19 protein-coding genes, 1 pseudogene and 1 riboswitch are annotated in these 20,033 nt (G+C 71.0%); of the genes and pseudogenes, 7 read left to right on the forward strand and 13 right to left on the reverse strand.

Annotation, left to right across the window (positions count from 1 at the left end; genetic code table 11):
* Positions 1 to 8: 8 nt before the first annotated feature.
* A riboswitch (S-adenosyl-L-homocysteine riboswitch) is annotated at positions 9 to 83 on the reverse strand.
* A 271-nt stretch (positions 84 to 354) separates the two neighbouring features.
* Entirely contained in the window at positions 355 to 1,107 is a 753-nt protein-coding gene (locus tag ACFXMF_RS27725) for a hypothetical protein (RefSeq protein WP_379991231.1), read from the forward strand.
* Positions 1,108 to 1,388: 281 nt separating this feature from the next.
* A complete protein-coding gene (locus tag ACFXMF_RS27730; protein ID WP_379991232.1) occupies positions 1,389 to 1,967 on the forward strand; it encodes a YdeI family protein in 579 nt (192 codons plus the stop codon).
* On the opposite strand, the gene ACFXMF_RS27735 is transcribed toward ACFXMF_RS27730, so the two are convergent.
* From ACFXMF_RS27735 to ACFXMF_RS27760, 6 genes and pseudogenes are all read right to left on the reverse strand, one after another.
* Positions 1,894 to 2,136 (reverse strand): PQQ-binding-like beta-propeller repeat protein, encoded by a 243-nt coding sequence (locus ACFXMF_RS27735; RefSeq protein ID WP_379991237.1) that lies wholly within the window; start codon positions 2,134 to 2,136, stop codon positions 1,894 to 1,896. The two genes, ACFXMF_RS27730 and ACFXMF_RS27735, sit on opposite strands and share 74 nt — an antisense overlap.
* A gap of 107 nt (positions 2,137 to 2,243) precedes the next feature.
* A pseudogene (locus tag ACFXMF_RS27740) lies at positions 2,244 to 2,699 on the reverse strand (serine/threonine-protein kinase); the annotation flags it as partial.
* 368 nt (positions 2,700 to 3,067) lie between these two features.
* Entirely contained in the window at positions 3,068 to 3,409 is a 342-nt protein-coding gene (locus ACFXMF_RS27745; protein WP_360316193.1) for an SHOCT domain-containing protein, read from the reverse strand.
* A 241-nt stretch (positions 3,410 to 3,650) separates the two neighbouring features.
* Positions 3,651 to 4,646: an Acg family FMN-binding oxidoreductase gene (locus ACFXMF_RS27750; protein ID WP_379991233.1), complete on the reverse strand. Its 996-nt coding sequence runs from the start codon at positions 4,644 to 4,646 to the stop codon at positions 3,651 to 3,653.
* Complete coding sequence (locus ACFXMF_RS27755; protein ID WP_379991234.1) at positions 4,643 to 5,350, reverse strand: hypothetical protein; 708 nt, start codon at positions 5,348 to 5,350, stop codon at positions 4,643 to 4,645. Before ACFXMF_RS27755 ends, ACFXMF_RS27750 begins: the two co-directional genes overlap by 4 nt.
* A 233-nt stretch (positions 5,351 to 5,583) precedes the next feature.
* A complete protein-coding gene (locus ACFXMF_RS27760) occupies positions 5,584 to 6,297 on the reverse strand; it encodes a TetR/AcrR family transcriptional regulator (protein ID WP_379991235.1) in 714 nt (237 codons plus the stop codon).
* A 144-nt stretch (positions 6,298 to 6,441) separates the two neighbouring features.
* Here ACFXMF_RS27760 and ACFXMF_RS27765 point away from each other — a divergent pair, with 144 nt between their 5' ends.
* Positions 6,442 to 6,855, forward strand: a complete 414-nt coding sequence (locus ACFXMF_RS27765; protein ID WP_360316200.1) for a cupin domain-containing protein — start codon at positions 6,442 to 6,444, stop codon at positions 6,853 to 6,855.
* Positions 6,856 to 7,000: 145 nt separating this feature from the next.
* Here ACFXMF_RS27765 and ACFXMF_RS27770 read toward each other — a convergent pair whose 3' ends face one another.
* The 3 genes from ACFXMF_RS27770 to ACFXMF_RS27780 form a co-directional block, all read right to left on the reverse strand.
* Positions 7,001 to 7,555 (reverse strand): hypothetical protein, encoded by a 555-nt coding sequence (locus ACFXMF_RS27770; protein WP_360316203.1) that lies wholly within the window; start codon positions 7,553 to 7,555, stop codon positions 7,001 to 7,003.
* Positions 7,552 to 9,054 (reverse strand): ATP-binding protein, encoded by a 1,503-nt coding sequence (locus tag ACFXMF_RS27775; RefSeq protein ID WP_379991238.1) that lies wholly within the window; start codon positions 9,052 to 9,054, stop codon positions 7,552 to 7,554. The genes ACFXMF_RS27770 and ACFXMF_RS27775 overlap by 4 nt, the downstream gene beginning before the upstream one ends.
* Positions 9,055 to 9,134: 80 nt before the next feature.
* Complete coding sequence (locus tag ACFXMF_RS27780) at positions 9,135 to 9,842, reverse strand: response regulator transcription factor (RefSeq protein ID WP_360316309.1); 708 nt, start codon at positions 9,840 to 9,842, stop codon at positions 9,135 to 9,137.
* Between the two features lie 399 nt (positions 9,843 to 10,241).
* On the opposite strand from ACFXMF_RS27780, the gene ACFXMF_RS27785 reads away from it, so the two are divergent.
* Positions 10,242 to 11,006, forward strand: coding sequence for a polysaccharide deacetylase family protein (locus tag ACFXMF_RS27785; protein WP_380020822.1), 765 nt, complete (start codon positions 10,242 to 10,244; stop codon positions 11,004 to 11,006).
* A 125-nt stretch (positions 11,007 to 11,131) separates the two neighbouring features.
* Here the strand turns inward: ACFXMF_RS27785 and ACFXMF_RS27790 are convergent, their stop codons facing one another.
* Together ACFXMF_RS27790 and ACFXMF_RS27795 are read right to left on the reverse strand one after the other, a co-directional pair.
* The gene (locus ACFXMF_RS27790; RefSeq protein ID WP_379991074.1) at positions 11,132 to 12,394 is read right to left on the reverse strand and encodes an acyltransferase family protein; all 1,263 of its coding nucleotides are present in this window, start codon (positions 12,392 to 12,394) and stop codon (positions 11,132 to 11,134) included.
* A 98-nt stretch (positions 12,395 to 12,492) separates the two neighbouring features.
* A complete protein-coding gene (locus ACFXMF_RS27795; RefSeq protein WP_379991073.1) occupies positions 12,493 to 13,362 on the reverse strand; it encodes an SGNH/GDSL hydrolase family protein in 870 nt (289 codons plus the stop codon).
* A 410-nt stretch (positions 13,363 to 13,772) separates the two neighbouring features.
* Here ACFXMF_RS27795 and ACFXMF_RS27800 point away from each other — a divergent pair, with 410 nt between their 5' ends.
* Entirely contained in the window at positions 13,773 to 14,456 is a 684-nt protein-coding gene (locus ACFXMF_RS27800) for an alpha/beta hydrolase (protein WP_360316211.1), read from the forward strand.
* 516 nt (positions 14,457 to 14,972) lie between these two features.
* Here ACFXMF_RS27800 and ACFXMF_RS27805 read toward each other — a convergent pair.
* Positions 14,973 to 16,025: an LLM class flavin-dependent oxidoreductase gene (locus ACFXMF_RS27805; protein ID WP_379991072.1), complete on the reverse strand. Its 1,053-nt coding sequence runs from the start codon at positions 16,023 to 16,025 to the stop codon at positions 14,973 to 14,975.
* A gap of 398 nt (positions 16,026 to 16,423) precedes the next feature.
* Here ACFXMF_RS27805 and ACFXMF_RS27810 point away from each other — a divergent pair, with 398 nt between their 5' ends.
* A complete protein-coding gene (locus ACFXMF_RS27810; RefSeq protein WP_379991071.1) occupies positions 16,424 to 16,912 on the forward strand; it encodes a hypothetical protein in 489 nt (162 codons plus the stop codon).
* Positions 16,913 to 16,942: 30 nt separating this feature from the next.
* Complete coding sequence (locus ACFXMF_RS27815) at positions 16,943 to 18,727, forward strand: hypothetical protein (protein WP_379991070.1); 1,785 nt, start codon at positions 16,943 to 16,945, stop codon at positions 18,725 to 18,727.
* Between the two features lie 54 nt (positions 18,728 to 18,781).
* On the opposite strand, the gene ACFXMF_RS27820 is transcribed toward ACFXMF_RS27815, so the two are convergent.
* Positions 18,782 to 19,924 carry a glycosyltransferase family 4 protein gene (locus tag ACFXMF_RS27820; RefSeq protein WP_379991069.1) on the reverse strand — a complete coding sequence of 381 codons (1,143 nt, stop codon included), beginning with the start codon at positions 19,922 to 19,924 and terminating at the stop codon, positions 18,782 to 18,784.
* Positions 19,925 to 20,033: the final 109 nt, after the last annotated feature.

Below are 20,033 nucleotides of genomic sequence, written 5' to 3' on the forward strand. Positions count from 1 at the left end.
CTCCCATACGTCGGGAGGCGCCCTTGATCGTCGAACGGGCCGAGCGTGGCGGGCCGTGACCCGTTGCAGCGCCTCTCGGCCGTGGGCCAACCATAGCGAGTAAGTGGGCCCGGGGCCTGCATTGGGTCGATCTCGTTTCGCTTCGCGTCGCCGCGGCCGGTGTCGCGGGCAACTTCCGGCTGCGGTGGACCGGCTCGGCTCGGTGTGCGCGTGACGGCGCCGGCTGCGCCGATGCCGGATCCGGTGTCGCGGTGCCGACCGGGGCGGCGGGGCGGGATCGCATCGGAATCCGCCGTCCGGCTCCCTGCGTTCGATGCCTCGGCCGGCGCCGGGTCGGGTGCCAGACTGTGGGGGATGAGCACGCCGATGCGCCCTTCGGGTGGGGCGAGGCCGCGTGGGGTGGTGACGAGCTGCCGGTTCGGGAACGAGCGGTCGTCATGGGCGTCCCTGGTCGGTGAGTTGCGGCGGCACGGATATCTGTCGGCGGCGGACGATTTGGAGCGCCTGTGGTCGGCGCAGAGCCCGAGATTCGACGTGGAGATACCCGACGACGTGTGTTCGGGCCTGCGGGAAACGGTTGCCCTGGTGCGCTTTCGGCCGTCCCACGGGTACCTGGCACGAACCTTCTCCACCTCGGCGCCGTTGTCCTGGGCCGAGGCGTTTCGGCGGTATGGCACGGCCCTGATGATCCGGGCGTTGGCGGACGTGCGGGGCCGAGCGGAGATCCCGGGCTACGGAGGTCGGCGGGTGCGGCAACGCCTATGGAAGAAGCTCTGGTTCCTCTGCATACCGATTCTCGGGCCGAGAATGGTGCTCGCGCTGATCCACCGATCCGTCACCGAAATGCGCCGGCGTGATACCTCGGCCGCGCATCGAACGCCCGCGTGGCTGGTGTCGCTGCTCGGCGCGGGGCCTCCGGCGGCGGCCTTCGCGGCTGTGTGCTGGGCGTGGTTCGCCATTCCACTGCCGCCCGACGGCGTGCCCGCGCGCCTGGCCGTGGCCCTGCCGGCAGCCGGCACCGCCGCGTTCCTGGTGGTGATTCCGTGGTGGGTCTTCCTCGCGTTGGCAAGCATGCGGCCACAACCAACCATGGGCGACGACCCCTGACCTCGCGCCGCCCCGCCGCGACGATCGTCGTGTGAGCCTCGCCGACCTCGTCTCCCAGGGCTTCCGGTGGGCCGCGCGCCACACCACCCTCCGCTACGCCGCCGTCGGTTCGGGCGCCGCGTCGGTCGTCGCGCGCTGTCCGAGCTCCAAGGCTGCGATGGCCTCGGCTGTTTTCGGGGTTTGCGCTGTGGCGACCGACGGGGAGCCGATTCGCCCGAGGAGGTGCGCGGACTCCGCCTGTTGAAACCGGCTCCGGCCATGCGGGCGATAGCCTGGGTCGCATGGCTGGGATCACGGGCGCGGAGATCGTCGCTTTTGCGGACGCTGCGGCGTTCGAGAGCTGGCTGGCCGAGAACTACGGGCGCCACGAGGGTGTGTGGATCAAGGTAGCCAAGAAGAAGTCCGGCATCCCGACGGTCACCGATGACGAATTGGTCGACGTCGGGCTGTGCTACGGCTGGATCTCCGGGCAACGGCGGTCGTTCGACGAGCAGCACTACCTGCAGAAGTACGTGCCACGTCGACGCAAGAGCCTGTGGTCGCAAGTGAATGTGGAAAAGGTGGCGACGCTGACGGCCGCAGGCCGGATGCGCGAACCCGGGTTGGCCGAGGTGCGCAAGGCGCAGGAGGACGGGCGATGGGCGGCGGCCTACGCGTCGCAGAAGACGGCGACCGTACCGCCCGATCTCGCGGCGGTGCTCGACGCGAACCCGGCGGCCGGGAAGGCGTTCGAGGCGCTCGACAGGACCGGACGCTACCTACTGATCCTGCCGCTGCTCCAGGCTCTCACGCCGGAGGCCAGGCAGGCCCGGCTCGACAAGACCCTGCACATGCTGGAGAGCGGTGACGGCCCGGAATGAGCCGACGGCCGCAAGCCCGACGCGTGCGCCCCCGTGGAGCAGCGTGCCCGACGGTCCTGCCGACCGCAGCGCTCGTTCGCGGCGCGAACCGCTTGGCCCCGCTCGCGGCATCGAGCGCGTACACGTTGCCGTCGAGGCTCCCGGCATAGACCACGCCGTCGGCGACCACGAGGGAACGGGAGGCGGTACGACGGCGAGCAGGCGGCGCTGTACGTCGTCGGCCGACGCGGGCCGCTCGGCCGGGTCCTTGGCGAGCAGGGCCGGCACCAGGTCGTCGAGCGTGCCCGGCACGCCGTCCCGCCGCCTGCTCGGCGGTTCCGGCACGGTCCGCAGGTGCGCGTTCATCGTTGCTGCCGGCCCGGTGGTCCCGAACGGGACGTCCCCGGTGAGGAGTGCGTACAGGACGCAGCCGAAGGAGTACAGGTCGGAGCGGGCGTCCCCGCCGTGCTCGTGGAACCGCTCCGGCGGCATGTACGCGAGCGTCCCCATGACCATGCTCGCCGGGTTGGTGGTCTCCGTGAACCGGGCGATGCCGAAGTCCGGGATCTTGACGGTTCCGTCGGCGGCGAGCATGAGGTTCGCGGGCTTCAGGTCGCGGTGGACGACGCCCTCCGCGTGCGCACGGGCGAGCGCACCGGCGGCCTGTGCCGCCCAGTCGGCCGCGACCGCCACCGCCGGAGGCCCGTCGGCGCGCAGCACTCGGGCGAGGTCCCGGCCGTCGACGTACTCCATGACCAGGAACAGTGTGCCGTCGGCGTCGTCCTCGCCCGTGTCGACACGGTGACCACGCCCGGATGGTTCAGGGCCCCGGCGGTGCGCGCCTCGCGCAGGAACAGCTTCGCCCCGGCCGCGTCGCCTTGCGCGTGCGGCAGGAGTGCGACGGCGACGCGCCGTCGAATCCGCCGGTCGCGGCCCTCCCACACTTCGCCCATACCGCCCCGGCCAACGAAACGGACAAGCTCGTACCGACCCGCCAACACGCGCACAGACACCACTCCCCGACCGCCCGTTTCCGCGCCGCCGAGGTTACCGGCCCGGTTGCCCGGGCCCGGACGGGTGTCGGACCGTACGCCACTTCGCGCACCGCGGGGCCGCGGCCGTCAATCGCCCGGCACGTCCGGCCCACCTCGGCCGCGCGTCCTTCCCCCGCGCGGTGGGTTGGGCCCCGGGGTCAGAACCGCCAAACGCTCGCGATACTCCTCGGTGTCGATCTCGCCGCGGGCATAGCGCCGAGCCAGCACCTCGGTCGCCGACGAGCCGGCCGAATCCGAGGGCCCGCGACCACGTGAGGTGCCTCGCACCAAGAACCACACCACTGCGACGATCGCCGCGAGCAGGAGCAGCATCATCATCGACCCCCACACCCAGCTCCAGCCGTCCTCCTCGTACATGTGCCCGACGCGACGCGTGGGCGCCGTCGCCAGGACCGGAGTCAATCTCATTGCCCTCACCTTCCCGGGACGCCGAACCGGCCTGCACCTTCATGGTGCGTCGCAGACCCGAGGAGCGTCGGAGCCGTTCGGCCCGGTCGGCCGGGTCGACCGGCCCTCCCGGGCGGTATCGCCGGTCCGGGCAGCGGAGGGCGAGCGGACATCCGCACCCCACTCGGGATGGTGCGGCCGGGCCCTGTCCGGCGGACCTTGGCGGATCGGGGGCCGCGTCGTGTCGCCTCCGTTCGGGTCGTCATTCGCGCCAAGGGTCGGTCGGGTCGAGCGTCTCCGACACGGGGCGACGAGGAGTGGGGGCTCCGGGAGGCCCGTATCCCATCCGCAGCACCATCTGGACGTACCCGGGGCCGGTTCGCGGATCGCGCAGATTCGCGCGGGTGTCGGGCCACTCCACGGCTTGGTGGAGGACCGACATGCGCAGGCCGTGGACGGTCGCCAACAGCCAGGCCCGCTCCATGGCCTGGCCCGCCCGCATCCAGTCCTGCGGATGATCGAAGCGGGTGGTCAGGGTTGCCACTTGGGGTAGCGCCTCGAAACGCTGTGTCGTCACGGGCGAGGTGGGCGGGTGTCCGGTGAAGGCACGGACCGGTACCCGGGCATCGTGGTCCTGTGGTCCCAGGGCCGCACGGGGGATGCCGTCGGTGGCGGGCGCCTCCAGGCGCAACCACGTGCGGGTCTCCGCCTGCCGTGCGACGTCCGCCGCGGTCCGCCGCTCGGCCTCGGCGGTCAGATCCAGGACGCGGCGTGCGTCGCCCTCCTCCAGCACGTCCAGGACCGCGCCCTCGGCTTCGGCGGCGGCGATGAGATCACCGACGACGCGCTCCGGTACGTCGCGGTTGGAGAACGGCAGGCGGCTGGAGTGCCGTTCGGCGATCGCCGGGTACAGGTCCGGGCCGTACGGATATGCGGCGTCGGCGCCTTGGCTCAGGTCCAGCACGGCCGCCGGCAACTCGGGGGTGTCGTGCGACGACAGGGTCACCACGGGTTTCCGGCCCAGGTGCAGCGCGGCGACGCGCAGGTTGAACACGGCCGCGCCGACGGAGATGTGCATGGCCCTGCCCGCCGGGTCGGTGAGCGGGACCGCGCGCCTGCCGTCGACGAACACCGCGAGTCCACCTGCGTCTACCGTGGGCCGGAAGAACCACGGCTGGCTGTTGTGGAGCGAGGGGGCCGCACCGCCCGCCGCGGCCAGGGACCTCACGTCGACGGGGCTCGGGGAAGTGTTGGTCATGTCGATCTCTCCCTACGGCCCCTCGACGCGGCCGAATGTGGGGGACGGGTGAGCCGGACCGGCGGCGCGGCAGGATCGGTCGGGTCGAACCTGTGGTGCCGGTGCGGGGACGGTGGCCCTGTCGGGTACGTGGGTACGGTCGTCCATCTCGACGCTCCCGCCGTGGATCGCGCGGCCCGATCGGGCCGACGGCCTGCCGGGACAAGTCTCGGGTGCCCGACGACGAGGCCACAGGGCCGGACGCCCCGGGCGTACCAGGGTCGTGAGTCCCACGCCCGGGCTTCGCCGCCCGAGCCGGTCGTTCGCGCTCCACCGGCGGCGATCCACCGGTCGGCGCGGGCGGCGACGTATCCCAGGATCGCACCGGCGAGGGGCATCAGCAGGTCTTCGACGGGCAGGGCACGTGTGCCCGGCCGGTCCCGCGGCATCGCTACGCACCCGCCGGCCGGTCCCGGGGCGGCGGAAACGGGGACGGTGATCGGCAATGCGCAGGCCGCGACCCAGTCGGCGCCGACGAGCAGCGTCGCGCCGACCGCGGCCGCGGTGACCGGGTCGGTGCCGGTGCCGGGTACGAGTCGTCGGGCGATGTGCGGCGCCGCGAGCGAGACGAACGAGTTGTCGGAACCGGCGGAACAACCGCCGAGCAGCAGTGCGGTGAGGCAGAGGCAGACGAGGGCGACGACGGCGGATTTGGGGGCGCGCATGGGGGTGTTGCCTTTCGCGGAAGCGAGCAAGTCAGGTAAGGCTTACCTTGCGAACCATTGAAAAGGCGATCGGGTGATACGGCGTCGTGCGGCCGGCCGCGGCGGGGTCGGATTCGGCTCGAATCCCTTTCGGGCAGGGCGAGTTCACCATCCGGCGTGGTCGCCTGACGGTGTTCCGATCATGGGGCGGGAGTCGGTCCCGCCCCGCCGACGGTGTGGGGTGGGCGGGTTGCTCAGGACCGACGTGCCCGCGCCGCCGCGGAGTTCGTGTCGTGGTCCGGGTCGCGCGGCAACAGCCCGTCGACCAACGCCCGCAGGCCCTGCGGGTGGATGTCCCGGGAGACCAACGTGGGCCAGCGGTCGGCGAGGGCGGCCAGGTGCGGCAGTCGAGCCGGGTCGACCTCACCGAGGATCGTGTCGCGCCGGATGGGCCGATGGGCGTCCTCGGCGCGGCGGCGCGCGGCATTGGCGCGGACCAGGATCTCGCCGACGGTGAAGTACCAGACGCCGCGGTAGAGATCCACCGCCTCCTCCGGGGTGCACCCGCAGTCGACCGCGCCCGCCACGATCGCCTCGACCATCCACAGCGCCGATTCGCCGATCACGTCGTCGGCGGTGAGGACCTCGACGATCCACGGCCGGTCCGCCAACACGTCGTGCATGAGGGTCGCGGCGGCGAGGATGCGCCCCCGGGGGTCGTCCGGGAGTTCGGGGCGCACGATCGTGTCGGCGTAGTCGCTCAGCAACTGCGCCAGGAGGTCGTGCCGGTCGCGGAAGTGGTGGTAGAGCGTGGTCGGCGCGGCGCCGGCCTCCGCGGCCAGGCGGCGCATGGTCAGCTTGTCCCAGCCGTCCCGGTCGATGAGCCGACGGGCCGCGGTCATGATCTGCGCGCGGGAGGTCCGGGGCGGGCGACCGGTACGGCCGGAAGACGAGGCAGGCGGTGGCATCGCCCCATGATGGCGGCTTCCGCGATCCCGGGCGAACCGCGGCGGCCGACCCGGCCCGCGCGCGAGATCGACAGTCGCGCGACGCCGGTGATACTTTCCGAACATGTTCGGAAAGTATCACGCGACCGACGGAAGGACCGCCCGATGGCGATGAACGCGACAACTCCCCTCGACCTGTTCGACTCCGTGATCCAACTTCGAGAGGGCGGCACGATCGACGCGAGGCCACGACGGGGCCTCGGGGATCCCGGCCTGTGGACGGTGACGGCCTTCCACGCCGCGGACGACCGCGCGGTGCACGCCGACGTATGGGAACAACACCCCGACGGCCAGGAAGTCCTGTGCCTGCTCTCCGGAATCGTGCACGTCCACCTGCGCGACCACGACAGCGGCAGCGAACCGGTCGCGACCCTGACCGCGGGCACGTCCTACATCGTCCCGGCCGGCCGCTGGCATCGCCTGACCGTCGAGGAACCGGGCGACCTGCTGGTCATCACCCCACGCACCAACACCCGCCACGAACGCATGCAGCCCGCCGACGAAACCCGACAGCCGTAGCGGTCCCTCGGGCGCCCACCGGGCCCTCGCCCAAGCCCGGGGCGGCGGCGTACTCGCCTCGTGCAACGGCCGCGACGACACCACCGACCACCGCCCCGACCACCGCCCCGACCACCACACGATCGGGAAGCCGGACCCGTGGACCTCAGCCGAAAAAGCTCGCCGGGGAAGTCGGCGTCTCGGGCTGCGCCAGATAGCCGGCGACGGTGCAGTGCAAGGGACCGAACCTGTTCGGCGAGTCGAGTTGGTGGAAGCTGACGTCGACCTCGGTGGGGGCCCGACCACCCGGGACGCGGGCGTTGGCCGCAGTGCAGACGAGTTGGTGGATCGCCTCCACGGGCACCTGGGCGGCGTCCACGGGCAGCGTGAGCGTGACGCTGCCGTTGCCGGTGTCGACGCCGACCCGGCCGACCAGATCCGCGAGGGCGCTCATCAGTCCCTGCCGACGTTCGGCCTCGGTCGGTCCCTTCAACAGCAGGGTGATCGCTTCGCCCGGGTCGACAGGCGTTTCGGTGGGCCGGGACACCGCTTGCACACCGGCGAAAGACACGAAGAACAGGCGGACCCGGTCGGGGACGGCGCCGATTTGCGGAACACCGCTGGCCGGGGGCCCGACTCCGTGTGGCGTCGTGGTGGAGATGCCGCATCCGGCGACGAGGGCGGCCACGAGAGCGGCGACCACGGTGGTGGGGAGCTTCACTGATCCTCCGGACGTTCGTGTCCGACCTCGCCCGACGACGCGGGCTCGCCGTCGTGATCGGTTCCGGCTGCGCCGATGCCGTCGAGGTGTCGGGGAGCCGACACGGCGGCCGGCGGTGCGAGTGGGAGTTCGATGGTGAACACGGTGCCCTCGCCCGCAGTGGAGGCCGCCCGCAGGGTACCGCCGTGCAGGTGGATGTTCTCGCGGGCGATGGCAAGTCCCAGGCCGCTGCCGTCGGATCGGGTCCGGGCCGAGTCGGCTTTGTAGAAGCGGTCGAAGATGTGCGCGAGCACGGCCGGATCGATGCCGGGACCGTGGTCGACGACGTCGAGCACGATCCGGTCGCCGGCGCGGCGCAGCACGACCCGGACGGGGCCGCCGCCGTGCCGCAGCGCGTTGCCGACCAGGTTGGCGAGGGCGACGTCGAAGCGTCGAGGGTCCAGGACGGCGCGGATCCCGTCGGGGAGTTCGGTGTCGACCCGGTCGCTCCAGCCGCGGGCTCGCAGGGTCCGGCGTACCGAGGTGGAGACGTCGACCTCGTCGGTGTGCAGGGTGGCGGCGCCCGCGTCGAAGCGCGAGATCTCCATGAGGTCGTCGACCATGCGCGCGAGTTTGCGGGTCTCCTCGGCCACCAGTCGGAGCGCTTCGGAGGTGTCGGGGTCCAGATGGGCGGTGTCCTCGTCGAGGACCTCGGTGACGGCGACCATCGCCGCGAGGGGGGTGCGCAGTTCGTGGGAGACGTCGGCGGCGAACCGGCGGGCACCGGCTTCGAGGCGGCGCAGTTCGGTGGCGTCGCGTTCGATGGTGTCGGCCATGGTGTTGAACGTCGCGGTCAGGTCCGCGAGTTCGTCGTTGCCGCGGACGGGGATGCGGGTGTCGAGGTCGCCCTCGGTGATGCGGTGGGCTCCCGCGCGGAGCCGCCGTACCGGGCGAAGGACGTGCGCGGCGGCGAAGAGCGCCGGGACGAGGGCGAGGCCGACGGCGGGGAGCGCGCCGTAGCGGGCCGCGGTGACCAGGGCGTGGATGTCGGCTTGCTCGCCGCGCAGGGACATTTCGGCGTACACCACGATCCGGGTGGGGGTGTCGTCGTGCCCCGCGTGCAGGATCGGCATCCCGATGACCAGCCACGGGCCGTCGGGGCGCGCGACGCGCTGGGCCACCGCGCCGTTCTCCCGCAACACCGCGGAGCGCAGGGCCGCGGTGATCGCGCCGGGATCGCCGGGCGCCTCGGCGGGGACGAGTGGGCCGTCCTGGTACGAGACGTGCGTGTGCCAGTCGCGCGGGGTGCCCGCGCGGTCGAGCAGGACGGTCAGCCCCAGCAGGCTCTCCGTGCTGGGCGGATACGGCAGGTCGGGTGCACGCGAGTCGAGTTGGGCGCGCAGTTCGTCGGTCGCGGCGCTCTGAGTGCGGTCCAGGATCGCGTCGCGGGCCTTGTCGTACGTCAGCGCGGAGGTGATCAGGGCGCTGAACGCGGCGACGAGGAGAAAGGCGACGACCAGCCGGGGACGAAGACCCCGCAGCGACCACCGGCGTCCGAGGGTTCGCGGTGACCGGGACGCGGAACGCGCGGCGGAGGCGGTCACAGCGGACCGAAGCGGTAACCGAATCCGCGGACCGTCTGCACGTAGCGGGGTCGGCGCGGGTCGTCCTCGACCTTTCCGCGCAGGCGCAGCACACACGCGTCGACCAACCGGGCGTCCCCGGCGTAGCTGTGCTCCCAGACACGTTCGAGGAGGAGGTCGCGGCTGTACACGCGCCCGGAGGAGGCGGACAGGTACAGCAGCAGTTTGAGTTCGGAGGGCGCGAGCGTGAGCTCGGTTCCGTTCTTGGACACGATGAGCGCGGCCCGGTCGATCGTCAGATCGCCGTACCGGTCGACCTGCGGCGCCATCGGGTCCGCGACGGTGGCGTCCTCGGCGTCGGCGGGAACGGCGCGGCGCAGGGCCGCCTTGACGCGGGCGCCCAGGACCTCGCCGCCGGCCGGCTTGACGACGTAGTCGTCCGCGCCCGCCTCCAGGCCGACCACGACGTCGATGTCGTCGCCGCGAGCGGTGAGGATGATGATCGGGAGTTGGTGTCGCTCCCGGATCCGGCGGCACACCTCCAGGCCGTTCATGCCCGGCAACATCAGGTCCAGCAGGACGAGATCGGGGCGAAAGTCCTCCAGGGTGGCGAGTCCGGCCTCCCCGGTGGGCGCGACGGCGACCTCGTGGCCGCGCCGCCGAAGCGCGATGCCGACGCCCCTTTGGACTGCGGGATCGTCTTCGATAAGCAATACGCGTGGCATGGTGGTGACAATTCCCTGCTGAGTCGTCACGGCGGATCATAAGGATTACGGGGGTTGTGTCCGGGCCGTCCGAAGACCGTGTGGTGCGGCAATGGACGGCAGGCTGCGGTGCCCTTCGACTTTACGACGGATTGCGGGGTGCCGGTCCCGTGCCGAACCGGTCGGCGGGCGGGTCGGCGCCTGTTTGCGCGGCTCAGGGCCTCGTTGACCACCGTATGGTCCCGGGATGACGGATCCGTGCGCGATATGTGACGAGACGATGACAGCCTCCGGTTTCGATATCCGAACGTGTTTGGCTCGGCGAGCAGTCGAACGAAGACCCGGGATATCGAGACAGGAATACCCATGACGATCGGTGGAATACGTCGCGGCGACATCGCGAGGGGCGCGGGTGCGGCAATGGCCCTCGTCGTGACCGCGGCCGCCCTCACGAGTTGCGGTGGCGGCTCCGACACAGCGGCGAACCGACGCGTCGGCGGCACCCACCAGGCGGCCCGCCCGGTGCCGGGCGCCGCCGATGTCGAATCGCCGACCGGCCCGGGTCCGAAGGAGAGCGGCAAGGTCGATCCATCGATCTCGCGGCACTCGGAGGACGGCGGCAAGTCGGTCAACCTCACCCTCGACGACGGCCCGGACGGCGTGTGGACGCCCCGCTTCCTGGATCTGCTCGAAAAGCACAAGGCCAAGGCCGTGTTCTGCGTCCTGGGGCCCAACGCCAAGGCCAACCCCGAACTGCTGGGCAGGATCGTCGACGCCGGCCACCGCCTGTGCAACCACTCGGTGCATCACGACACCGGCATGGACAAGAAGCCCGTCGACTACCAGACGCAGGAGATCCTCGACGCCAAGAACATGATCGACCAGGCGTCCGGAGGCCGACGGATCTGGTACTACCGCGCACCCGGTGGCGCGTTCACCCCGGAAAGCCGCCGGATCGCCGCCGATCACGGCATGCGCCCCCTCGGTTGGAACGTCGACCCGAGCGACTACCAGCGCCCCGGAGTCGACGCCATCGTCACCCGCGTCCAACAACAACTGACCAAGGGCCCCACCGTTTTGATGCACGACGGGGGCGGCAATCGCGAACAGTCATTTCAGGCGCTCGAGAAGCTCCTGACGTGGTTCGACGAACAGGGTTACCGCTACAGCTTCCCGCAGGCGTGAACCTGCTTCGACGACCGACACGGCCCGCCCCGGCCCGCGACATGCGCGCCCCGCCCCGGTGCGCGAGACCCCCCGAACCAAGCGGCCGGCCGGTCAAGCGACCGGCCGGCCTCCTCGTGGAACTCTCAATATCCGTCCGTGAGTCGGGTGACATCCACAGAGGTCGCGCCGCTCTTCGGCTCCGGTATGCCCGCCCACAGGGCCGCCAGCGCGGCGAACGTGGCCACCAGGGCGACGGCGCCGGTCCGCCCATGCGCCCAACGGGCCCGAAAGCGGATCGGATCCTCGACCAGGAACTTGGAAAGTACGGCGGCGGCAACGGAAACGGCCACGACGACAGCCGTCCGCCCCCACCCCGAGAAGCCGAGGTGTTCCTCGTCCAGCAGCAGATAGACCGGCCAGTGCCACAGGTAGAGGCTGTACGAGATCAGACCGGTCCAGCGCAGCGCAGCGCCGCCCAGGACCCGGCCGACGGGGCTACCCGGCGCCCGGGTGAGGCAGGAGATGAGGAGGGCGGCGGCCAGCGCGTGCAGGAACATTCCCCCCTGGAACAGTGAGGGGGAATCCTCGCCGTCGGCCAGGACCCAGTACCCGCCGATGCCGCACACCAGGGCCAACGAGAGCCACCCGGCCGGGCGCTCGCCCAGTCGGGCCACGGCGCGAGTGGCCGGTCCGGTGGCCATCACAGCGCCCAACAGCAGGGAGAAGGCACGAGTGTCGGTGCCTTCGTACACCCGGGTACTGTCGATCGGATCGGCGAGATGGAGCATCAGGGCCAGCGAGGCGAGAGCTCCCGTCGCCGCGACGACGGCGACGTTTCGGCCCGCGTTCCGGCCCCGGGCCACCAGAACCAGGAGCAGCGGCCAGAACAGATAGAACTGCTCCTCGACGGCGATGCTCCACAGATGGCTGAAGACGCGGGTGTCGCCGGAGTTCCAGTAGCCCATCCGGTCCGCGATGAAGTGCCAGTTGGCGAGGTTCGCCACCACCCACGGACCGTCGTCGAGCGCGTTGCGGATCAGCGCGGGCGAGCCGAAGGCCCACACCAGCAACGAGGTACCGGACACCATGGCGGCGAGCGCGGGCAGGAGGCGGCGCGCCCGCCGGCCCCAGAACGCGATGAGGTTGATGCGGCCGTTCCCGGCCGCCGCCTCCTTGAGCAGCAGTCCGGTGATCAGGAACCCGGACAGCACGAAGAACAGGTCGACGCCCAGGAAGCCGCCGCCGAAGTTTCCGGCGTGAAAGAGCAACACCGCCGCGACGGCCACACCGCGCAGACCGTCCAGCGGTCCGATGTGCGCTTTGACGGAGGTGAGCGGGCTCTTGGGCGTCGCGGACGGCGTGGGAACCCGCCGATGGATACGCCGAGGGGAAGTCTGCGCAGGCATGGGGTATTTCTCCGAAAGACGCGGGGCGGAACGAGCCCGGGCCCGTTCCGCCCCTCGATCGTGTTGGCCGGGGAGGCGAGCGCGTCGCCCGGGGTCGACTACTTGCAGCCGAGGCGTCCGTACACCTTGTCGCCGGTCCACGACCCGGTGGCCCAGCGGTCCACCGCCGCCGGTGCGAAGGAGTACTGCCTGCCGAGTTCCTTGCCCAGCCAGTTGGCGAACGCGGCGGAACCCTGCTGACAGGAGTGGATGCCGTCGTTGCTCCGCTGCGCCTTGGCAGCGGCGCTGTCGGTGCCCCACAGGGCCGCGGCGTCGAGGAAGTGCACCTTGCCCGGGTGCTTGTCCGCCACCTCTTTGGCCGACTTCGGGGCGGATTTGATCTCGGCCTCGTGCCGCTTGTAGAAGTCGTCGATTCTGAACGGCGGCGCGGAGACGATGACGAGTTCGGCGCCCGCGTCGGTCACCGTCTTGACCAGTCGTTCGTAACTCGCTTGTTGTTCCGCCGCCTTGCCCCAGTCGTAGGTCGTGATCTGGTAGACGACGACGTTCGGTTCGAAGGAGCCGAGTTCCTTCGGCAGTTCTTCCCAGGTGGATTGGGCCACCTCGCCGATGACACCGCCGCCACCGGCCGCCGCCATCGATTTGAACTCCGTGCCGTTGGCCTTCATCGCCGCCCCGAGCGCGGGGGCCTCGACTTCGCCGATGGAGTCACCCATCCACAGCAGCTTGGCGAGCTTTGCGTTCTTGTTCCCGGCGCCGGACGGTTCCTGGCCGGCGCGGGCCGTGCCGGCGGGGGCGGAGGTCGAGGATACGGTCGAATCGGATCGGCCGTCGGCGGCCCCGCGTTGCTTGTCCGAGTCGTCGCAGGCGGTGAGTCCGAGGAGCCCCGTCGCGGTGACGAGGGCGATTCCCATGGTCAGCCGGACAGGGCGCCGACGGCGGGTGGAGGGGTTGGTTGTGCTGTTCATGCCGTTCAGTAGAGCCGCTGGAATCCCTCCCCGGAGGGGTCGTCATCGTTTCATCACATGCTGCGAGAGGAACAGTCATCCGCCATGTCCGGGGCCGACGCAGGCGGGCAACGGGGGTACGCCGCGGCCTCGGTCGGCAACTCCGGCGTGTCCTCCCGGGATTCGAGCTTCCGTGGGCCGTCGCGCGGTCCCGACCGTCACCGGGTTGCCGTCCGGCGCCGAGCGCGCCTTCGCCGCCGATGCCGACTTCGTCGGGTGCGATGCCGTCCTGCCGCTTCGCTCGACGCTGGTCGCCGCTGCGTCGATTCGGGTGAACCACCGTGCGGATCAGGCCAATACGACGAAGGGCATGACGGCGCCCGGGGGCGCGGAGGCCAACGCTGGCGGTCGACCCGGAGTAGCCTGCGGGCATGACCGACGTGATCATCCTGCACGGTGCCTGGCATCAACCGGCTCACTACGATGACCTGGTCGGGCTGCTGCGCTCCCGAGATCTGAGTGTGGAAGTGCCCGACCTCCACGAGCTGTCGTTGGCCGACGGCACCGCCCTGGTCGAGGACATCGTCACCGCCTCCGAACAGCCTCCGCTGGTGGTCGGGCACTCCTTCGGAGGTGTGACCGCCGGAACGGTACGCGGCGCGGCGGGACTGATCTTCCTGGCCGGTTGGCTTCTCGATGTCGGTGAGTCACCCGCGCAACTCCTGGAGGAAGTCGCGAAGGAAACCGGTGCCCCCGTCGAAGGGCTGCTCGCCACCCTCGACGACAACGGGCGGCTTCGACTCGATCCCGAGGATGCTCGAAAGAACCTCTACGGTGACGTCGACGAAGCGGCGGCCACCCGCGCGATCGAGCTGCTGCGTCCGGAACCGCCCTCGATCTTCGGGGCCACACCCGGCCACGTGAGCTGGCGCGACACACCCTCGCTCTATGTCGCCGCCCGCGACGACCGTGCCATCGCGGCTCCACTGGTCGGGCGCTTCGCGGCCCGTTGCTCGGCCTCGGAGACATGGGAGAGCAGTCACTCGCCCCACCTGAGCCGGACCGCGGCTGTCGCCGATCTCATCCACCGCCGGCGACGAAACGCGAGTGGTTGACCAATCCGCGCGTGCCGTGCGCATTGGCACATCCGGGAACCGGCGGCCATCGGGCCGACTTCCTCCGCTCGGGGCCCGCTCGGTCCATGCTCGACCTCGCGCACGGTGATCGCGTACACCGCGGCGGGATCGACCTTCGCCGCAGGGCGCTGCGCCGCCCGGGCGGCGGGGGTGGACACACCCGACACGGCGCGACCCCGCCGGGAAGCGATGGCGGGGTCGCGTCGCGCTTTCGTCTCGCCGGGCGGGCACCTGCCGCGCCCATGCGGCACGGCAGACCGGTGGCCTACGCCGGATCGCACGGACCGCCGGCCGGCGGCGCTACCGCGTGCACCTCTCGTAGACCGGCTGCGCGTACTCCTCGGCCAGTCTCTCGCCCCATCCCTCGCCCAGAGCGTAGTGGTAGGCCGCGACGGCCTGGGACATACGGGTACGAATGGCGACCACTGCCGGCCCGGAGTCGGCCGACGGAATCGAGGTCGGTAGCCGGGGCGGTGGTGCGGGCGAGCGGCGTGCTCAGGTGAGGAGCTCGGCGAGTCGGGCCATTTCGGTGGGCGGGTCGACCACCGGTTGGATGAGGAGTTCGTCGACGCCTGCCTGTTCCAGGGCAGTGATGCGGGTGAGGACATCGTCGCGTGTGCCGATCAGGGCCAGGATGTCCATCAGCGAGGGTAGAACCAGGTCCCGGTCCTGCGGCGCGATGCGCCCGAGGTAGTTGGGGTAGAGCTTGGTGTACCGGTCCGGCGCGACGGCGGTGGTGCCACGCCGGACCAGGAGTTCACGAACCGCCTCGCGTTCATCGGGGCCGAGTTGCTCTGCGAAGGCGGGCGCGTCCGCGGCGTAGTTCAGAAACGACAGGACGAGGTGACCTGTCGCATCCCGAGCCGCGTCGCCGTGCGGATCCTCGTTCTCGTGCAGCAGGTGGAGCGAGGTGACCACGTAGGAGTTCACGGGGGAGTCGGGGTCGCGGGACGTGCCGTGAACGGCTTGGCGGCGGGCGTCCTGGAGTGCGCGCCAGGCGGTCGGTTCGAGCAGGCCGAAGGAGATCAGGCCGGTACCGCGGCGGCCGGCGACGGCAGCGGCCTTGGATCCGAGCGCGGCCACGACGAACTCGATGGGATCGGTGGTGTTCACGTGCGCCCCGGCGTGGAGGAACCGGATGTCGCGGACCCGGTCACCTTCGCGGTACTCGGTCGAACGCCCGGCACACAGATCCTGCAACCCCGCGGTGAATCCCTCCAACGCGGACGTCGTGGTCGGCGGCATGCCCAAGGTGCGACGGGCGGTGTTCCCGGTGCCCACCCCGCAGATGATCCGGCCCGGCGCCAAGGCGTTGAGACCGGCGATCCCGCTCGCGGCGGCCGGGGCCGAGCGCAGCGCCGGTGAGGTCACGCCGATACCCAGCTTGATGCGCCGAGTGGCCTTCGCACACAGGCTCAAGGCGACGAAGGGGTCACCGTGGACCATCGGGGTGTCGTTCACCCAGAAGCTGTGCAGGCCCAATTCCTCGGCCCGCACGGCGAGATCCTCCACACCGGGGCGAGCGGCAACCACGACACCTGCACGCATCAAGCCTCCAAGCCACGAGAACCGACCCGAACATGCTCATACTGGCAGGTCCCAGGTTTGCGCGAGATGCGAGCGGGAGCGTCTTTCGTGTCGGGCCGGCCGAGGCCAGGGTTTTGACGCAGCGAGTCACCCACGAGGAGCCGGCCTGCGTTTCGTCGCCGGCGATATCGTGAGGAGTGGGGGCTGCGCACCAGCCTGTTGGTAACGGCCGCGGGCATGATGTCGTCCCCGGTGGTGATGGCTTCATCCCCGCTCGCATGCCTGGGACGGGAACTGCCGACCTCGCACGACGTGCCGCCGACAGCCCGGGTCCGGGCAACTCCTGCGGCGTGACGTCACGATGTGATGCCTTCGTGTCACGCCTTCTCGGTGACAGCACAATCGCCGAGGAGGACGTCATGTCGCCAACACACAAGGACGAGGCTCCGGTCCTCGTCGACGCGCCGGTCGTCCAGGGCCGGTACGTCGACCTCGACCAGCGGATCGTCGACACCACGCAGCACGAGTTGGCCGACCGGCTCGTCACCTTTCTCGAAACGGGGATCCCGCCGGCGGGCCTGTTCGCGCCGGACGCGTTCTGCGACTTCACGCTGCCGCAGTGGCGCCTGCAGGCACGGGGAATCGACGACCTCGTCGCGCTGCGCAAGGCCGGGCACCCCGGCGCCGGTCGGGTGCCCCGGTCGCGGTTCGACGCCACGACGACGGGCTTCGTCCTGGAAGTCGAGGAACAGTGGGAGCAGGACGACGAATCCTGGTACTGCCGGGAGTTGTTCCGCGCCGACGTGATCGACGGGTCGATCTCGCAGCTCTCGGTGTACTGCACCGGCGACTGGGATCGAGCCCGCGTCACGGAACACGCCAGGTCCGTACACCTGCACAAACCGTGACCGCGGGTCGGGCCGCAGTATGATCCGATCATGGAGTCTGCGGCCGACAAGGTCGCCGCCGCCCGGGCGGAACTGCTGGCGGCTTATTACGAGGCCCGCGACAACGGTGACGCCGAAGGTATGGCCGCGGCGGCGCTGAGACTGCCGTCGAGTCAGTACTTCGGCACAGATGCGGGTCAGGTGCCCGCCCTGATTCACGAGGCGTACACGGTCGCGGTCGGGCCGGCGAGCCGCTGCCGACTCGCCGCCGCGCTCGCGCGGGCGTGGGCCTACGGAGGCGAGGCCCGGCGAGCGGTGGCATTCGCCCGGGAAGCGGTCACGATCGCCGACCGCCTGGGTGACCCCGAGATCGTCGCCGACGCCCTCGACGCCGCGCTGCTCGCAAACTGGGGGCCGGACGACTTCGCCGAACGGCCGGCCCTCTCGGCGCGTCTGGCCGACGTCGCGGCCCACCTCATCGATCCCGCACAGCGGCTGACCGCTCAGCTGTGGTGTCTGACCACCGCGTGGGAATGCCTGGACGTGGTCGCCGTACAGCGCCGGCTTCGGGCGCTCGACATCATCGCCGAGGAGTCGGGCTCGGCCCGCGCCGCCTTCTTCGCCGCGTCCCGCCGGGCCATGCACGCCCTTGTCACCGGCGACCTCGACACAGCCGATCGGCTCATCGCGATCACCCACGACCTGGGCGGCAAGGCCGCCGAGCCGGACCGGGAGGCGGTCGTGCACAGTCTCGTTGCCGCCCGGGCACGACAGATCGGTGACACCGCGACCCTGCGGAGCGAGGCCGCCGCGTTCGAGGCGTACGGTGCGGGCGAGGGGGTGCCCTCGGTGTCCGCCGAAGCCGCGGTGCTCTGGCTCGCCGCAGACGAACCCGACCGTGCGCGGCAGCTCTTGCACCGGCTCACCGGCGCCGGGCTGGGGACCGTGGCCCGCGATGTCGACTTCCTGCTCACCGTCACTTCGCTGGTCGAGGTCGCCGCCACGCTGCACAGCGACGCCATCGTGGCCGACGGTGTCCGCCTGCTGGAACCCTTTGCCGGCCGAGCGGTGCTCAACGCCGGTGCGGTGACCTTCCACGGCGTGGTCGACGACTACCTCCACCGCGCCGAACAAGCACTCGGCGGGCCCGCCGCGACGCGGTGGCGCGACAACGCGGCATCCGCCTACCGGCGAATCGGGGCCGCCTGGTGGCGGGACCGGCTGATCGCCCCCGCAGCGGCGATGCGGCCGGCCCCTCCCGTCACCGTGCACCTGCATCGGGACGGCGCACTCGGCTGGGTCGTCGGCGCCGACGGCACGACGGTCGTGCTGCCGGACCTCAAGGGACTGTTCTACCTGCGTGAACTGCTCCGCAGCCCAGGCGTCGAGTCGAGCGTGCTCGACCTGTCCGCCGCGGCACCGGGTCATGCCGGCGTGGTCACCGAATCGGATACGGCCGAAGTGGTCGACAGACAGGCTCTGGCGGCCTACCACGACCGGCTGCGTGCCATCGACGTCGAACTGGACGAAGCCGAGTCGTGGACCGACCAGGCCGGACTCGACCGATTGCGGCTCGAACGCGAGGCCCTGCTCGCCGAGGTACGCACCGCCACCGGCCTCGGCGGTCGACGCCGACGCTTCTCCTCCGCGCACGAGCGAGCGAGAATCGCCGTGCGCAAGGCGATCGCGTCGACCCTCGACCGGATCGAGCTCCACGATGCCCCGCTCGCGCGGCTGCTGCGCGACACCATTCACACCGGAGCGTCCTGTCGCTACGACCCGGACCCCGCTCGGCCGGTGACCTGGCTGCTCGACAGCCCGACAACCGAAGAGTGATTCCCGACCGTGGCAGAGGCCCGGGTCGCCCGACCTTCGCTCGCCCGCGTGTGGTCAGGGCGCTTTCGGGCCGTCGACCGTGTGCGGTAGGTCCAGGCCGGCCAGTACGGCGTCGGCGCGATGGCGCCAGGTGTACCGGTCCAGGACCTGCCGTCGGGCCTCCGCGCCCAGGGCTCGGCGCAACCCCGGATCGGCGATCAACTCCCGGACGGCGTGGGCCCATGCGGCCGGGTCGTCGGGTGGTCGGATCAAGGAGTTGACCCGATCGGTCAACACCTCGTGCAGGACCGGGAGGTCGGACGCGACGATCGCCCGGCCGTAGGACATGTACTCGAACAGCTTCATCGGGGACGTCCATCGACCGGTCTCCGCGAGCCTGCCCGTCACGTACACCTTCTCCTCGTACGGCGCCAACACGACGTCGAAGAGCGGGTAGTAGCCGGGCAGCGCGGCCGGCGGCCGATGGCCGTGGAAGTACACGTTGCCCGGGGTGCCGGGCCGTTCCCAGCGCTCTCGGTCCTCGGGTGTGCCGCCGACCAGGTGGAAGTCCAGGTCCGGGAGTCGGTGGGCGAGGTCGAGGATCAGGCCGATGCCGCGGCCGTCGTAGAGGTGGCCCACGTAGCCGACCCGGGGCACGTCCCGGCGACCGGGCAACCGCACGACCTCCGTGGGCGGTTGGGGCGGGTCGGCGCAATCGGGGCTGATCAGGATCGGAAGCGGAGCCGGGTCCGCGTACTTGGCCCGCAGGTCGCGGGCGAGCGCGTGGGTGATCACCACGACCCGGGCGAGCCGGGGCCGGGCGAGCAGGTGCCGTTCGGTTTCGGGCGGGGACAGGTCCTCGCGCAGTTGGTGGACCTCGTACACGAACGGTGCCAGATCCGCGGTGGCGGCGAGGCTGTAGGGATCCCGGCCGTAGATCAGGTCGGGGACACCGTCCTCGACCAGCAGTTCGCGGACGCGTTCGGCGCGGTGCCGGTATCCCGCGGGGGTGTACTCGGGGACCGGCACGGTGTGGATCGGGAATCGATGCCTGACCCCGTAGTAGGCGTACACGTCGTCGACCGGATGGGTGCCGGGCGCGGCATACAGGCGAATTTGGTGCCCGGCCGAGGCGAACGCGTCGCACATGCGCATGACATGGACGTTGTTGGCCCAGAGCGAGGGGATGCTGCCGCCGTGCAGGTAGGCGATGCGCATGTCCGATCGGCCCTTCGTCGAGGGGTGGGGCTCGGATGCGCGCGGAGACGGCGACGCCGGCTCATCATCACTCGTGATCACCCGAGTGCCAAGAGTGACGCGTGGGGGA

It is taken from the genome of Embleya sp. NPDC059213 (assembly GCF_042754445.1).
In the GTDB taxonomy this organism is placed as follows: domain Bacteria; phylum Actinomycetota; class Actinomycetes; order Streptomycetales; family Streptomycetaceae; genus Embleya.

Excerpts from the sequence above, each read along its gene's own strand:
- ACFXMF_RS27730 (WP_379991232.1), top strand. The coding sequence starts at position 1,389 with ATGGCTGGGATCACGGGCGCGGAGATCGTCGCTTTTGCGGACGCTGCG.
- ACFXMF_RS27785 (WP_380020822.1), top strand. The coding sequence starts at position 10,242 with ATGGCCCTCGTCGTGACCGCGGCCGCCCTCACGAGTTGCGGTGGCGGC.
- ACFXMF_RS27820 (WP_379991069.1), bottom strand. The coding sequence starts at position 19,924 with ATGCGCATCGCCTACCTGCACGGCGGCAGCATCCCCTCGCTCTGGGCC.
- ACFXMF_RS27760 (WP_379991235.1), bottom strand. The coding sequence starts at position 6,297 with ATGCCACCGCCTGCCTCGTCTTCCGGCCGTACCGGTCGCCCGCCCCGG.
- ACFXMF_RS27805 (WP_379991072.1), bottom strand. The coding sequence starts at position 16,025 with ATGCGTGCAGGTGTCGTGGTTGCCGCTCGCCCCGGTGTGGAGGATCTC.
- ACFXMF_RS27750 (WP_379991233.1), bottom strand. The coding sequence starts at position 4,646 with ATGACCAACACTTCCCCGAGCCCCGTCGACGTGAGGTCCCTGGCCGCG.
- ACFXMF_RS27725 (WP_379991231.1), top strand. The coding sequence starts at position 355 with ATGAGCACGCCGATGCGCCCTTCGGGTGGGGCGAGGCCGCGTGGGGTG.
- ACFXMF_RS27745 (WP_360316193.1), bottom strand. The coding sequence starts at position 3,409 with ATGAGATTGACTCCGGTCCTGGCGACGGCGCCCACGCGTCGCGTCGGG.
- ACFXMF_RS27780 (WP_360316309.1), bottom strand. The coding sequence starts at position 9,842 with ATGCCACGCGTATTGCTTATCGAAGACGATCCCGCAGTCCAAAGGGGC.
- ACFXMF_RS27810 (WP_379991071.1), top strand. The coding sequence starts at position 16,424 with ATGTCGCCAACACACAAGGACGAGGCTCCGGTCCTCGTCGACGCGCCG.
- ACFXMF_RS27755 (WP_379991234.1), bottom strand. The coding sequence starts at position 5,350 with ATGCGCGCCCCCAAATCCGCCGTCGTCGCCCTCGTCTGCCTCTGCCTC.
- ACFXMF_RS27795 (WP_379991073.1), bottom strand. The coding sequence starts at position 13,362 with ATGAACAGCACAACCAACCCCTCCACCCGCCGTCGGCGCCCTGTCCGG.
- ACFXMF_RS27765 (WP_360316200.1), top strand. The coding sequence starts at position 6,442 with ATGGCGATGAACGCGACAACTCCCCTCGACCTGTTCGACTCCGTGATC.
- ACFXMF_RS27815 (WP_379991070.1), top strand. The coding sequence starts at position 16,943 with ATGGAGTCTGCGGCCGACAAGGTCGCCGCCGCCCGGGCGGAACTGCTG.
- ACFXMF_RS27800 (WP_360316211.1), top strand. The coding sequence starts at position 13,773 with ATGACCGACGTGATCATCCTGCACGGTGCCTGGCATCAACCGGCTCAC.
- ACFXMF_RS27790 (WP_379991074.1), bottom strand. The coding sequence starts at position 12,394 with ATGCCTGCGCAGACTTCCCCTCGGCGTATCCATCGGCGGGTTCCCACG.